A 13,946-nucleotide genomic window follows, 5' to 3' on the forward strand; every position below is an offset into this window, starting at 1 on the left:
CTTTCCTCCGGGCGCTTCCTTCGTTTCCGACTCTATCAGATCTTTCCGATCCGATTTCCTCGGTGCTTTCCGGTCCCGATTACTTTCGTTTTCGAGGCCTTCCGGCGTGTCCACTACGTTAGCGGATTTCCCTGGCGACTCATAATCGAGCCTTTCGAAACAAATTTCGGCACGCCGAAATGAGCCCCGGTGGGAGATCGTTGTAAGGAGTGGATGGCCGCTTCCGAGAGGCTTCAGTGAGCACTTCCCGTCTCAAGCGGCTCGGGCCACATTACGCATCTGTGGCGCCCGAGTCAAGGCGACTCAGGGCGGCGCTTGCGCGGCGCGTGGGCCCGGTAGGGGCTGACCGTGTGGTCGCCGTCGATCCAGAAGCGCCAGGGGTGCGGGGCGCCGTCGCCGCCGACACCGGTACGGGGGCCGTTGCGGACCAGGTCAGGGGTGGGTGGGGTGCCGGTGAGGACGGTGAGCGGGGAGTCGGGGCCGGCGCAGGCGTCGGTGCCGTTGAGGGTGCGGGCGACGTCGAGGGCGGTGGCCAGGCGGGCCGGGCCCTTCGCGAGCTCGGAGTCGTAACGGGCCGAAAGGCGTCGCTTCCGGGCCTGTTCGGCGCCGGTCAGGATTTCACCCGCTCGGAGCAGTACTCCGCTCGCCTCGCCCTCGGGGCCGCAGACCAGGTTGAGGCAGTGCCACATGCCGTAGGTGAAGTAGACGTACGCGTGTCCGGGCGGGCCGAACATGACGGCGTTCCGCGCCGTGCGGCCGCGGAAGGCGTGGGAGCCGGGGTCGATCGCGCCGGCGTACGCCTCCACCTCGGTGAGGCGGAGCTCGATGCGGCCGTCCGGGGAGTTGCGTACCAGCGTGCGGCCCAGGAGATCGGGGGCGACCTCCAGGACGGGGCGGTCGAAGAAGCTCCGCGGGAGCGGCGTACGGTCGGGGCTCTCGCTCATGGCGTCCGAGGGTACGGGGAACCGGCTACCTTCGTTGCGCGTATGTAGGGGTCAGACCTTCTTAGGAGAGGACGCAGGACATGGGGTTCAAGAAGCTGCTCGCGAGCCTGGGTGCCGGTGGGGCGTCCGTGGAGACCGTGCTCACCGAGGAGAACGTGGTCCCCGGCGGTGTCGTGCAGGGTGAGGTGCGGATCCAGGGCGGTTCGGTCGCCCAGCAGATCGAGGGGCTCTCGGTCGGCCTGCAGGCGCGGGTCGAGGTCGAGGGCAACGACCAGGAGTACAAACAGGACATCGAGTTCGTGAAGGTGCGCCTGGGTGGGGCCTTCGAGGTGCAGGCCGGGGCGGTGCACGTGGTGCCGTTCGGTCTGGAGATCCCGTGGGAGACGCCGGTCACCGCGATCGCCGGGCAGCAGCTGCGCGGTATGCACATCGGGGTGACGACGGAGCTGGAGATCGCCCGTGCGGTGGACTCCGGTGACCTGGACCCGATCAACGTGCACCCGCTGCCGGCGCAGCAGGCGATCCTGGACGCCTTCATCCAGCTGGGCTTCCGCTTCAAGAACGCGGACATGGAGCGCGGGCACATCCGGGGGACGCGGCAGCGGCTGCCGTTCTACCAGGAGATCGAGTTCTTCGCGCCGCAGCAGTACCGGGGTCTGAACCAGGTCGAGGTCAGCTTCGTCGCGGACGAGCGCGAGATGGACGTCGTCCTGGAGATGGACAAGAAGCCGGGTCTGTTCGTGGAGGGCAGCGACTCGTACCGCTCGTTCACGGTGGGGCTGCACGACTTCCACACGACCGACTGGGCGGCGTACCTGAACCAGTGGCTCGCCGAGGTCGGCGGGCGTCGCAACTGGTTCTAGGAACGGGATCTAGGCTCGGTCCCCGTAGGGCCGGTCCGACCGGTCCGACCGGTCAGCGATACGGAGGTTCAGACGTGGCCGAGGGCAAGCGGGCACCGCTCCCCCATGACTTCCACCCGCCGGTGGCGGCGTTCACCGTGGTGAGCGACGACCTGCAGGACGGTGGTGTGGTGCCGGACGCGCAGGTGTACGCGAAGGGGAACACCTCGCCGCATCTGCGGTGGGAGGGTTTCCCGGCGGAGACGAAGAGCTTCGCCGTGACGTGCTTCGATCCGGACGCGCCGACCGGCAGCGGGTTCTGGCACTGGGTGCTGTTCGACATCCCGGCGTCGGTGACGGAGCTGCCGGCGGGTGCGGGTTCGAGCGCGGGGTCGTTCGCGGGGCTGCCGGCGGGTGCCGTGCACGCCCGTAACGACTACGGGTCGAAGGACTTCGGCGGGTCCGCTCCGCCGAAGGGCGACGGGCCGCACCGTTATGTCTTCACGGTGTACGCGGTGGACCAGGAGAAGCTGGGTCCGGACGCGGACACCTCGCCGGCGGCGGTCGGTTTCAATCTGCGGTTCCACACGCTGGGGCGTGCCCAGCTGGTGGCGGAGTACGAGAACCCCGCGTAAGGCTCACCGTTCGTCTGTTGTTTGCCCGCTTCTGGTCTTGGAGAGATCAGAAGCGGGCATCTTTCTTTACGCGGATATTGCGTTGTCCTACCCGGCGCGCCCGGCCAGAGTTGATCCAAGCCCGCCACGGGGGTGGGCCGGCACACGGGAGGTGGGCAACATGCGGGACACGCTGGTACTGAACGCGAGCTTCGAGCCGCTTTCGACGGTCACACTCAACCGTGCGGTGGTGCTTGTCCTGCAGGACAAGGCCGTCGTGGAGCAGGAACACCCCGGTCTTCGGGTCCGTGCGGCCGCCGTGGACATGCCGGTGCCGCGGGTGATCAGGCTGTGCAGGTATGTCCGGGTGCCCTTCCGAAGACAGGCTCCGTGGTCGAGGCGGGGTGTGCTGGTGCGGGACCAGCACCGGTGCGCGTACTGCGGGCGGCGGGCCACGACGGTGGACCACGTGGTGCCGCGGGCGCAGGGTGGTGGGGACAGCTGGCTGAACACGGTGGCGTCCTGCGCGGAGGACAACCACCGCAAGGCGGACCGGACTCCGGAGCAGGCGGGGATGCCGCTGCTGCACCAGCCGTTCGAGCCGACGCCGGCGGACGCGATGCTGTTCGCGCTGCGGGCGGCGGAGCGTTCGGCGCTGCCGGACTGGCTGGCCGCGCAGGCCGCCGCGTAACTCTTCTCGTCGTCCTTCTCGTCGTGGTGTGGGCCCGCCCCGGTCGGGGCGGGCCCTGCCGCGTTCCCTGCCTACTTCAGGGTGAGTTGGAGGATGGCGACGATGCCGACGGCGATGATGACGCCGCGCAGGACGGTGGGCGAGAGGCGGCGGCCGACCTTGGCGCCGATCTGGCCGCCGATGGTGGAGCCGACGGCGATGAGGAGGACGGCGGTCCAGTCGAAGTCGGCGACGAAGAGGAAGAAGACGGCGGCGACTCCGTTGACGACGGCGCCGAGGATGTTCTTGACGGCGTTGATGCGCTGGAGGCTGTCGGTGAGCAGCAGGCCCATGAGGGAGATGTAGAGGACGCCCTGGGCGGCGCCGAAGTAGCCGCCGTAGATGCTGGCGAGGAAGAGTCCGACGATGAGTGCGGCGCCGCCGTGGGGGTGGGCCTCGGTGCCCTTGGCCTCGCGGCGGCGCCGGACGGCGGCGGCGATGCGGGGCTGGAAGAGGACGAGGATCAGGGCGATGCCGATGAGGACGGGGACGATCGCGTCGAAGGCCTCGGAGGGCAGGGCGAGAAGCAGGATCGCGCCGACGAGTCCGCCGAGCAGGGCGGTGGTGCCGAGGCGCAGGACGCGGGCTTTCTGGCCCTTGAGTTCGCTGCGGTAGCCGATGGCGCCGCTGATGGATCCGGAGACCAGGCCGAGGGTGTTGGACACGTTCGCGGTGATCGGCGGGAGGCCGGTGGCGAGCAGGACCGGGAACGTGATCAGCGTTCCCGATCCGACGACGGTGTTGATGGCTCCGGCGGCGGTGCCGGCGGCGAAGACCGCGAGCATTTCCCAGATGGACAACGCCATCTCCTAACGGGTTCGGTGAGTCGCCTCCCCGTCCCGCGTGCGGCGGGATCGAGGGGCTCGCGCCGATCATGCCCGAGTTTTCGAGATTACGTGTACGTGTCAGTCAATCGGGGTGCGGTCGACCGCGCTCAGTCGACCGGCGGTTCCTCGCGGCGGGCGGGGATGTCCGCGGTCGGGGCGTTCTTGGTGTTGAAGCCGGGGACGCCCGGGGCGACGTTGCCGAAGGCGCCGGAGAGGCCCTTGAGGGCGTCGCCGATCTCGCTGGGCACGATCCAGAGCTTGTTGGCGTCGCCCTCGGCGATCTTCGGGAGCATCTGGAGGTACTGGTAGGAGAGCAGCTTCTGGTCGGGGTCGCCGGCGTGGATGGCCTCGAAGACCGTGCGGACGGCCTGGGCCTCGCCCTCGGCCTTGAGGGCGGCGGCCTTGGCCTCGCCCTCGGCGCGGAGGATGGCGGACTGCTTCTCGCCCTCGGCGGTGAGGATCTGGGACTGGCGGATGCCCTCGGCGGTGAGGATCGCGGCGCGCTTGTCGCGGTCGGCGCGCATCTGCTTCTCCATCGAGTCCTGGATGGAGGTGGGCGGTTCGATGGCCTTGAGCTCGACGCGGTTGACGCGGATGCCCCACTTGCCGGTGGCCTCGTCGAGGACGCCGCGGAGCGCGGCGTTGATCTCCTCGCGGGAGGTGAGGGTCCGCTCCAGGTCCATGCCGCCGATGATGTTGCGGAGGGTGGTGACGGTGAGCTGCTCGATGGCCTGGATGTAGCTGGCGACCTCGTAGGTGGCGGCCCGGGCGTCGGTCACCTGGTAGTAGATGACGGTGTCGATGTTGACGACCAGGTTGTCCTGGGTGATCACCGGCTGCGGCGGGAACGGCACGACCTGTTCGCGGAGGTCGATGCGGTTGCGGATGCGGTCGATGAACGGGACCACGATGTTGAGGCCGGCGTTGAGCGTGCGGGTGTAGCGGCCGAAGCGCTCGACGATGGCGGCGCTCGCCTGGGGGATGACCTGGATCGTTTTGATCAGGGCGATGAAGACAAGCACCACCAGAATGATCAGGACGATGATGACTGCTGACATCGCGCTCCCTGTGCCCTTCGCTGCCGGGTTGATGACCAGATGCTGATCTCGATGTTGATCTCGATGATCGAGTTTCCCAGACCGTGGGGGGTCATGGGCGAGGTTCGGTCACATCACGACGGCGGTCGCCCCGTCGATGTCGACGACGTCGACCTGTTCGCCGGGTTCGAAGCTTTGCCCGGTGTCGAGGGTGCGGGCTGACCAGACCTCGCCGGCCAGCTTGATGCGGCCGCCCTGGCCGTCCACCCGTTCCAGGACGACGGCCTGCCGGCCTTTCAGGGCGTCGACTCCGGTGGCGAGTCCGGGGCGGCCGTCGCGGTGCCGGGCGGCGACGGGGCGCACCACGGCGATGAGGGCGACGGAGACCACGGCGAAGACGACCACTTGGGCGACGATGCCGAAGCCGAGGGCGGCGGTGACGGCGCCGGCGACCGCGCCGACGGCGAGCATGCCGAACTCGGGCATCGCGGTGAGGACGAGGGGAATGCCGAGCCCCACCGCGCCGATCAGCCACCAGATCCATGCGTCGATGTCCACATGGTCATGGTAGGGCGGTGGGGTCCGGTGTGACAGGGCGCCGTAGCTGTGCGGACTCGGCGCCGTGCGGGGCTACTTGAGGGGGAGGCCCTGCGCGGTGTAGCGGTCGCCGACGTGCTCGACGACGAGCGGGAGGCCGAAGCAGCGGGAGAGGTTGCGGGAGGTGAGCTCGGTCTCCATGGGGCCGGCGGCGAGGACCTTGCCCTGACGGATCATCAGGACGTGGGTGAAGCCGGGGGCGATCTCCTCGACGTGGTGGGTCACCATGATCATGGAGGGCGCGTACGGGTCGCGGGCGAGGCGGCCGAGACGGCGGACGAGGTCCTCGCGGCCGCCGAGGTCGAGGCCGGCGGCGGGCTCGTCGAGGAGCAGCAGTTCGGGGTCGGTCATCATCGCGCGGGCGATGAGGGTGCGCTTGCGCTCGCCCTCGGAGAGGGTGCCGAAGCGGCGGTCGAGGTAGTCGCTCATGCCGAGGCGGTCGAGGAAGGCCTTGGCGCGCTCCTCGTCGACCGGGTCGTAGTCCTCGTGCCAGGTGGCGGTCATGCCGTAGGCGGCGGTGAGGACGGTCTGGAGGACGGTCTGGCGCTTGGGCAGCTTCTCGGCCATGGCGATGCCGGCCACGCCGATGCGGGGGCGGAGCTCGAACACGTCGGTGCCGACGCCGCCGAGGCGCTCGCCGAGGACGGTGGCGCTGCCCTTGGTGGGGAAGAGGTAGCTGGAGGCGACGTTGAGGAGGGTGGTCTTGCCCGCGCCGTTGGGGCCGAGGATGACCCAGCGCTCGCCCTCCTTGACCGACCAGGAGACCTCGTCCACCAGAGCGCGTCCGTCGCGGACCACCGATACGTCCACCAGCTCCAGTACATCGCTCATGAGCGCGTTGTCTCCCCTTGCGGTCGAGTCGTGTCACCGCCGTGCGGGTGTGGGCGCGGCGTCCAGGGAAAACCTACGCCACCGGGTGGCCGGGCCGGTCTCTAGGGCTTGCTAAGGGGCGGCTTTGCGTCTTGGGGGCGCGTTCGAGTCCCTAGGCTGGGGGCATGCTTTCGGAACCACGCTCAGGACGGCTGGCCGCTTGGGGCAATGCCCTGCTGGCCGGTGCGGTGTCGCCGGACGATGCGGCGCAGGCCATTGTCGGTGAGGACGCGGTGCACCGCGTGGAGGGGCTGCCGGGTGAGGCGGGGCCGGTCGGTCTGACGCTCGCGCTGGGGCGGCTGCGGCGGCTCGGGGTGACCGGGTGGCGGGTGGCGCTGCCGGCGCCGGGGCATCCGCTGGGGCTGAGCGGTCCGCCGGAGTTCAACACGCGGGCGCTGGACGCGGAGGAGGCGGTGGTCGGTTTCGGCGCGCCGTACGGTCTGGTGCCGGAGGTGTCGGAGGCGGGCCCGGTGGGTGACGTGCACGTGGAGGTGGTCTGGCACTGCCTTCCGGTGCGGGAGGCGCCGCCGGCGGACGTGCCGTCGCTCGGCGAGGCGGAGCGGGAGCTCGCGGAGGCCCTCCGGGAGGCGACGACGGTGCTGACCCGGCTGGACGTGGCGGCCGCGGGCCCGGCGGCGGAAGCCGCCCGCGACGCCTACCGCGCCCGCGCGGAGGCCGGCCGCGAGGTCCTGGCCCCCGGCTACCCGCCTCGCGCGGTACGGGTCCTGGAGCTGGCCCAGCGCATCGGCCTCCTGGTCGACCTGGCGTACGACGGCCACGGCGGCGCGGTGACCGCGGGCGAAATGGCGGCGCGGGGAGCTGCGCTGCGGCCGGTGGAGCGGGTCGCGCGGAGGGCGCAGGTCGCCGCGTACAACGCGTACGTAGAGGAACAGGAACGGGAGCGGGGGTTCTAGACCCCCGTGGGCCCGAGCCCACAGCCGACGGCCGGAGGCCGGCGCAGCGGGGCGAAGCCCGGGAGGCGCCCCCGGCGCCGAGCGGCGCGAGCCGCGCACCGAGAAGGAGGGGCTGGCGGCGCGGGGAGCTGCGCTGCGGCCGGTGGAGCGGGTGGCGCGGAGGGCGCAGGTCGCCGCGTACAACGCGTACGTAGAGGAACAGGAACGGGAACGGGGGTTCTAGACCCCCGTGGGGGGCCGGGCTGCCCAGGGCCACGACCGACGGCCGGAGGCCGGCGCAGCGGGGCGACCTCGCGTCGAGTGGGAGGGGCGCCTCCGGCCCCCGGGGGATCGTCCGGGGGCCGGAGGCGGGGCGGGGGGTCAGTGGTTGACGGCGCCGTTGCCGAAGGCCGGGTTGAGCAGGCCGATCACGTTGACCGTGTTGCCGGAGACGTTCACCGGGACGTGGACCGGGACCTGCACCAGGTTGCCGGAGGCGACGCCCGGGGAGTGGACGGCCTCGCCCTGGGCGCCCGCGTTCGCGGAGGCGACACCGGCACCAGCGGCGACGATGCCACCGGCGACCATGGTGAGGGCAGCGGCCTTCTTGAGCTTGTTCACGAGAGGTTTCCTCCTGGTCATCGCCGCGACCGGTCCGCCGCGGCACGCCATGAAGAACGCCGCCGGCCCCGCCGGGTTGCGCCATGTGGGGGACATACACCCGACTGTATGAAGAGGGGAACGGCCGTGCCCCCGGCCCGGGGCCCCGCCCCCGCTACGACGTCAGCCCGTGCCGTACGGCCCAGAGCGCGGCCTGCGTCCGGTCGGCGAGGTCCAGCTTCATCAGGATGTTCGAGACGTGGGTCTTCACCGTCTTCTCGGAGAGGACCAGCGCGCGGGCGATCTCCCGGTTGGAGCGGCCGTCGGCGATCAGGCCGAGGACCTCCCGCTCCCGCTCGGTCAGCGTGGAGCCGCGGCCCGAGCCGCCGCCCGGACCGCCGCCCTGCTCGTCCTGGCTGAGGAGCGCGTCGGCGACCTCGTGCTGGAGCAGCACGTGCCCGGCGTGGACGGAGCGGATGGCGCCGGCGAGGGCGTCGGGGTCGATGTCCTTGTAGACGTATCCACTCGCGCCGGCGCGCAGCGCGGGCACCACCGTGCGCTGCTCGGTGAAGCTGGTGACGACCAGGACCCGGGCCGGGTTCGCCAGCTCGCGCAGTTTGCGCAGCGCCTCGATGCCGTCGGTGCCCGGCATCTTCACGTCCATGAGGACGACGTCCGGGCGCAGTTCCTCGGCGCGCGCCACGCCCTCGGCGCCGTCGGAGGCCTCCCCCACGACCTCTATGTCCTCCTGGACCTCCAGGAAGGTGCGCAGGCCGCGGCGGACGACCTGGTGGTCGTCGACCAGGAGCACGCGGATGACCTTGTCAGCCACCGGGGACCTCCATCTCGATCACGGTGCCCCGTCCGGGGGCCGATGTCACGGTGAGGGCGCCGCCGACGCCCGCGGCGCGGTCGCGCATGGAGACCAGGCCGAGGTGGCGGCCGGCGCTGCGCACGGTCGACGGCTCGAAGCCCTTGCCGTCGTCGGTGACGGTGAGCCGGGCGCCGCCGGGGCCGCTGCGGGTGAGGGCGACGGTGACGCGATCGGCGCCGGAGTGGCGCAGCGCGTTGTGCAGGGCTTCCTGGGCGACCCGGAGCAGCGCCTCCTCCTGGGCGGCGGGCAATGCGCGGACGCCGGTGCCGTCGAAGGTGACGCGGGCCGTGTGGGCGCGGTCGAGGACCTGGATCTGGGTGCGCAGGGTGTGCGCGAGGCCGTCCTCGTCGAGGGCGGCGGGGCGCAGCTCCACGACGGCGGCGCGCAGCTCGTCGGCGGCCTCGGCGGCGAGCGCGGCGACCTGCTGGAGCTCGCCCTTGGCGCGGGCGGGGTCGCGGTCGACGAGGGCGGCGGCGGCCTGGGCGGTGAGCCGGAGGGAGAAGAGCTTCTGGCTGACGGCGTCGTGCAGCTCGTGGGCGAGCCGGGAGCGCTCCTCGGCGATGGTGAGCTCGCGGCTGCGCTCGTACAGCCGGGCGTTGGTGAGGGCGATGGCGGCGTGCTGGGCGAGGAGGGTGAGGAGCTCCTCGTCCTGGGCGGTGAAGCCGCAGGAGCCGTCGGGCTTGGGGCAGCGCTTGTTGGCGAGGAAGAGGGCGGCGAGGGTCTCGTCGCCGTCGCGGACCGGGAGGCCGATGAAGTCGGACATCTCGGGGTGGGCGTCGGGCCAGCCCTCGAAGCGGGGGTCCCTGCGGACGTCGGCCAGCCGCTCGGGCTCGGCCTTGTGGAGCATGGCCGCGAGGATGCCGTGCTGCCGGGGCAGCGGGCCGATGGCGCGCCACTGGGCGTCGCTGACGCCGTCCACGACGAACTGGGCGAAGCCGCCGTGGTCGTCGGGGACGCCGAGCGCCGCGTACTCGGCGTCGAGGAGCTCGCGCGCGGAGACGACGATCGTCTTGAGGACGTCGCGGACCTCCATCTGGCGGTTCATCGCCAGGAGGGCGCTGCTCACGGCGGCGAGGCCGGAGCTCGGACGGTGGCTCATGTGTTCCACCGTACCGGCGGGATGTGACAGTCCGTATCCACCCGTGGACGGCGACGGCCCGGGACCCGGGACCTAGGTCGGGCGACCGGTGGCGTGGCCGGGGTACGGGCGGGGGCGCCGGACTGAAAGGGGACCACGCGCGCGTGCGGGCGTACCCGCGGGCGCGGTGTCGAGGGCCGCCGTGCGGGGCGCGTGGGCTGTGTGGGTCCCTGGGGGCGGTCCCGGGTCCGACTCTGGGAGGGGGTGGTGGGGGGCTTCTCCTGCTGAGGGTGGAGGGGGGTCACTGTGCGCATTGCTCACGCAACGCGCGGTGAGGTTGTTACGTGGTCGATGTGAGCCCGCGCATAGGACCCAGGTCACTTACGAATGTCCCTAGTGGACGGATAAAGGCGGGATCAGGGCCGTCAGAACTGGTCGCAAACCGGTCCGGAGGGCGTCCGGCCGGGGCCCTGATCCACTACCCCGGATCGTAGGTCACACCTTTGCCAGCGGATTTTGCTGCCGCTAAGAATTGCGTCCGTCGCCGCCGAGCATGGCGCAGCGCCGCCCCGGCCTGAGCGACCCCCAGCGATTCGAAGAGGTAGTCCTGCATGTCTGCGAACAACCTTGGCCACAGTCGTGGTCTGAAGAAGACCCACAAGGCCGCGATCGCCGGCGTCGCCACCCTCAGCGCCGCGGCGCTCGGCCTCTCCCTCCTCCAGGGCGGCGGCGGCTCGACCGAGACCGAGCCCCAGGCCCTCGCGAACACCCAGCAGGTCGCCTGGTCGTACGACGCCTCCAGCCCGCAGGCCAAGGCGCTGGCCGCCAGCCTGGACCAGCAGTCCTCCGCCTTCACCCTCAAGGCGAAGCAGGAGGCCGACCTCAAGGCCAAGGCCGCCGCTCAGGCCGCCGCCAAGGCGAAGGCCGACGCCGCCGCGAAGGCCAAGGCCGCTGCCGCCGCCAAGGCGAAGGCCGAGGCGAAGAAGCGCGCCGCCGCCAAGGCCGCCGCGAGCCGCTCCGCCGCCCGCACGCCCGTCTTCGCGAACAACCTCGACGGCTGGATCCGCGAGGCGCTGTTCATCATGGACAAGCACAACATTCCGGGCACCTACAACGGCATCTACAAGAACGTGATGCGCGAGTCCAGCGGCAACCCGTACGCGATCAACAACTGGGACATCAACGCCATCAACGGCGTCCCGTCCAAGGGCCTGCTCCAGGTGATCTACCCGACCTTCAAGGCGTACCACATCCCCGGCACCAAGTTCGACCAGTACGACCCGGTCGCCAACATCGTCGCCGCCTGCAACTACGCGGCCGACCGCTACGGCACCATCGACAACGTCAACAGCGCGTACTGAGCCGGTACGGATACGGCGAAGGGCGGCACCCCCTGTGCGGGGTGCCGCCCTTCGGCGCGTTCGCCGTACTGACCGGGGTGCGGCTACTTCCGCATGACCTCCGGCTCGTGGCGGCGCAGCAGTCGCGCGACCAGGATGCCGAGCACCGTGGTCATGAACAGCAGCACGCCGACGTTGAAGAACCACTGCCCGGCGCTGTGCTCCCACAGCGGGTCCAGGTCGGTCGGGTTCTTCGGGTCCCACGGCGCCATCAGGTGCGCGAGGTCCAGGGTGGTGCCGGAGCCGGCGATGGCCCAGCGGGACGGCATCAGCCAGGCGAACTGCTCCAGGCCGGGCGAGCCGTAGACCTTGAACAGGATGCCGGTGAAGACCACCTGGACGATGGCGAACATGACGAGCAGCGGCATGGTCTTCTCGGCGGTCTTCACCAGCGCGGAGATGACCAGGCCCACCATCATCGAGGTGAGGCCGAGCGCGATGACCACGAGGCAGAGCTCGACGGCCGGCGGCATGATCAGGCCCTCGGCGGGCAGGTCGCGGATCGCGAAGCCGATGGCGCAGAGGATGACGCCCTGGAAGGCCGTGATGACGCCGAGGACGATCACCTTGGACATCAGGTACGCCGAACGGGACAGGCCGGTGGCGCGCTCCCGCTCGTAGATGACCCGTTCCTTGATCAGCTCGCGGACCGAGTTCGCGGCGCCGGAGAAGCACATGCCGACCGCGAGGATCAGCATGATGATGCCGGCGTCGCCGTTGAACCGGGACGGCGGCTTGGGCGGGGCCAGGCCGAAGTCGGCGGGGATGACCACAGAGACCGAGCCGATGACGGCCGGCAGGATCACCATGAGGGCGAGGAAGCCCTTGTCGGAGACGATCACCGAGACATAGCGGCGGATCAGCGTCCACAGCTGTGAGCCCCAGCCCTGCGGCTTGGGCGGCTTGGTCATCGCCTGCTGCGCCTGCTGCGGCATCTGCACCGGCTGGGCGGCGACGGCGTCGATCTCGGCCGCGTACATCTGGTAGTGCTGCGAGCCCTTCCAGCGGCCCGCCCAGTCGTAGTCGCGGTAGTTCTCGAACGCGGAGAAGACATCGGCCCAGGTGGAGTAGCCGAAGAAGTTCAGCGCCTCGTCCGGCGGACCGAAGTAGGCCACCGAGCCGCCCGGCGCCATCACGAGCAGCTTGTCGCACAGGGCGAGCTCGGCCACCGAGTGGGTGACCACCAGCACCGTGCGGCCGTCGTCGGCGAGGCCGCGCAGCAGCTGCATGACGTCGCGGTCCATGCCCGGGTCGAGGCCGGAGGTCGGCTCGTCCAGGAAGATCAGCGACGGCTTGGTGAGGAGCTCCAGGGCGACGGACACGCGCTTGCGCTGGCCACCGGAGAGGGAGGTGACCTTCTTCTCGCGGTGGATGTCGAGCTTGAGCTCGCGCAGCACCTCGTCGATCCGGGCCTCGCGCTCGGACTCGGCGGTGTCGCCGGGGAAGCGGAGCTTGGCCGCGTACTTGAGCGCCTTCTGGACGGTCAGCTCCTTGTGCAGGATGTCGTCCTGCGGGACCAGACCGATGCGCTGGCGCAGCTCGGCGAACTGCTTGTACAGGCTGCGGTTGTCGTAGAGGACGTCACCCTGGTCGGCGGGCCGGTAGCCGGTGAGCGCCTTGAGGAGGGTCGACTTGCCGGAGCCGGAGGGGCCGATGACGCCGATGAGCGACTTCTCCGGGACGCCGAAGGTGACGTCCTTGAGGATCTGCTTGCCGCCGTCGACGGTCACCGTGAGGTGACGGGCCGAGAAGGAGACGTCGCCGGTGTCGACGAACTCCTCGAGCTGGTTGCCGACGATCCGGAACGTCGAGTGGCCGACGCCGACGACGTCGTTGGGGCCGATGAGGACGGAGCCGCCCTTGGCGATCGGCTGACCGTTGACGTACGTGCCGTTGTGCGAGCCGAGGTCGCGGATCTCGAAGCGGCCGTCCGGCAGCGCGTGGAACGTGGCGTGCTGACGGGACACCTGGAGGTCGGAGACGACCAGGTCGTTCTCCAGCGCACGACCGATGCTCATCTCCCGGCCGAGGTTCAGCTGGTAGAAGGTCGTGGGGTTGCGGTGGTCGCCGCCATGCGCCGGCGCGCCGCCCTGCGGGTACCCGCCCTGCTGGGCCGGCGGCTGCTGGTGCGGAACCTGCGGCGCGGCCTGGCCCTGGTGCTGCTGGGGCTGCTGCGGCCAGCCCTGCTGCTGCGCCGGCTGCTGGTGCTGCGGCGGGGCCTGGTGGGTGACCTCCTGATGCACGCCCTGGTGGGCGGGCTGCTGCACCTGCGGCGCCTGCTGGTACGGCACCTGCTGCTGCATTTGCTGCTGGGCCGGCGCGCCGGTGGCGGCCAGGTTCAGCCGCGGGCCGTCGGTGGCGTTGCCGAGGTGGACGGCAGAGCCGGGGCCGATCTCCACCTGGTGGATCCGCTGCCCCTGCACGAAGGTGCCGTTGGTGGAGCCGTGGTCCTCGATGACCCAACTCCGGCCGCCCCAGCTGATGGTGGCGTGTCGCCACGAGACCCTGGCATCGTCGATCACCAGGTCGCCCTGGGGATCGCGGCCCAGGGTGTACGACCTGGACGGATCGAGGGTCCAGGTCCTTCCATTCAATTCCAGTACGAGTTCTGGCACTCCATGCCCCACTACTTGTCCCCCG

Annotated in this window: 14 protein-coding genes; 5 read left to right on the forward strand and 9 right to left on the reverse strand. The window is 70.7% G+C overall.

Annotation, left to right across the window (positions count from 1 at the left end; translation table 11 throughout):
• Positions 1–293: 293 nt before the first annotated feature.
• Entirely contained in the window at positions 294–944 is a 651-nt protein-coding gene (locus tag KV205_RS20730; RefSeq protein WP_265865973.1) for a DNA-3-methyladenine glycosylase, read from the reverse strand.
• 80 nt (positions 945–1,024) lie between these two features.
• On the opposite strand from KV205_RS20730, the gene KV205_RS20735 reads away from it, so the two are divergent.
• The 3 genes from KV205_RS20735 (at position 1,025) to KV205_RS20745 (ending at position 3,091) form a co-directional block, all read left to right on the forward strand.
• Entirely contained in the window at positions 1,025–1,807 is a 783-nt protein-coding gene (locus KV205_RS20735) for a sporulation protein (RefSeq protein ID WP_265865974.1), read from the forward strand.
• A 74-nt stretch (positions 1,808–1,881) separates the two neighbouring features.
• Positions 1,882–2,421 carry a YbhB/YbcL family Raf kinase inhibitor-like protein gene (locus KV205_RS20740; protein WP_265865975.1) on the forward strand — a complete coding sequence of 180 codons (540 nt, stop codon included), beginning with the start codon at positions 1,882–1,884 and terminating at the stop codon, positions 2,419–2,421.
• A gap of 160 nt (positions 2,422–2,581) precedes the next feature.
• Entirely contained in the window at positions 2,582–3,091 is a 510-nt protein-coding gene (locus tag KV205_RS20745) for an HNH endonuclease (protein ID WP_265865976.1), read from the forward strand.
• Between the two features lie 71 nt (positions 3,092–3,162).
• Here KV205_RS20745 and KV205_RS20750 read toward each other — a convergent pair whose 3' ends face one another.
• From KV205_RS20750 to KV205_RS20765, 4 genes are all read right to left on the reverse strand, one after another.
• Complete coding sequence (locus KV205_RS20750) at positions 3,163–3,936, reverse strand: sulfite exporter TauE/SafE family protein (RefSeq protein WP_265865977.1); 774 nt, start codon at positions 3,934–3,936, stop codon at positions 3,163–3,165.
• A gap of 128 nt (positions 3,937–4,064) precedes the next feature.
• Positions 4,065–5,015, reverse strand: a complete 951-nt coding sequence (locus KV205_RS20755) for an SPFH domain-containing protein (RefSeq protein ID WP_265865978.1) — start codon at positions 5,013–5,015, stop codon at positions 4,065–4,067.
• A 108-nt stretch (positions 5,016–5,123) separates the two neighbouring features.
• A complete protein-coding gene (locus KV205_RS20760) occupies positions 5,124–5,552 on the reverse strand; it encodes an NfeD family protein (protein WP_265865979.1) in 429 nt (142 codons plus the stop codon).
• A gap of 72 nt (positions 5,553–5,624) precedes the next feature.
• The gene (locus KV205_RS20765; RefSeq protein ID WP_265865980.1) at positions 5,625–6,422 is read right to left on the reverse strand and encodes an ABC transporter ATP-binding protein; all 798 of its coding nucleotides are present in this window, start codon (positions 6,420–6,422) and stop codon (positions 5,625–5,627) included.
• Between the two features lie 164 nt (positions 6,423–6,586).
• Between KV205_RS20765 and KV205_RS20770 the strand changes: the two genes are divergently transcribed.
• On the forward strand, positions 6,587–7,375 hold the full coding sequence (locus tag KV205_RS20770; protein WP_265865981.1) for a hypothetical protein: 789 nt from the start codon (positions 6,587–6,589) through the stop codon (positions 7,373–7,375).
• A 360-nt stretch (positions 7,376–7,735) separates the two neighbouring features.
• Here KV205_RS20770 and KV205_RS20775 read toward each other — a convergent pair whose 3' ends face one another.
• From KV205_RS20775 to KV205_RS20785, 3 genes are all read right to left on the reverse strand, one after another.
• Entirely contained in the window at positions 7,736–7,975 is a 240-nt protein-coding gene (locus KV205_RS20775; RefSeq protein WP_265866250.1) for a chaplin, read from the reverse strand.
• A 154-nt stretch (positions 7,976–8,129) separates the two neighbouring features.
• On the reverse strand, positions 8,130–8,786 hold the full coding sequence (locus KV205_RS20780; RefSeq protein WP_265865982.1) for a response regulator transcription factor: 657 nt from the start codon (positions 8,784–8,786) through the stop codon (positions 8,130–8,132).
• Positions 8,779–9,927 (reverse strand): GAF domain-containing sensor histidine kinase, encoded by a 1,149-nt coding sequence (locus KV205_RS20785; RefSeq protein WP_265865983.1) that lies wholly within the window; start codon positions 9,925–9,927, stop codon positions 8,779–8,781. Before KV205_RS20785 ends, KV205_RS20780 begins: the two co-directional genes overlap by 8 nt.
• A 590-nt stretch (positions 9,928–10,517) precedes the next feature.
• Here KV205_RS20785 and KV205_RS20790 point away from each other — a divergent pair.
• Entirely contained in the window at positions 10,518–11,267 is a 750-nt protein-coding gene (locus tag KV205_RS20790) for a transglycosylase SLT domain-containing protein (protein ID WP_265865984.1), read from the forward strand.
• Positions 11,268–11,350: 83 nt separating this feature from the next.
• Here the strand turns inward: KV205_RS20790 and KV205_RS20795 are convergent, their stop codons facing one another.
• A complete protein-coding gene (locus KV205_RS20795; RefSeq protein ID WP_265865985.1) occupies positions 11,351–13,933 on the reverse strand; it encodes an FHA domain-containing protein in 2,583 nt (860 codons plus the stop codon).
• Positions 13,934–13,946: the final 13 nt, after the last annotated feature.

Source organism: Streptomyces sp. SKN60 (assembly GCF_026236535.1).
Classification (GTDB): Bacteria; Actinomycetota; Actinomycetes; order Streptomycetales; family Streptomycetaceae; genus Streptomyces.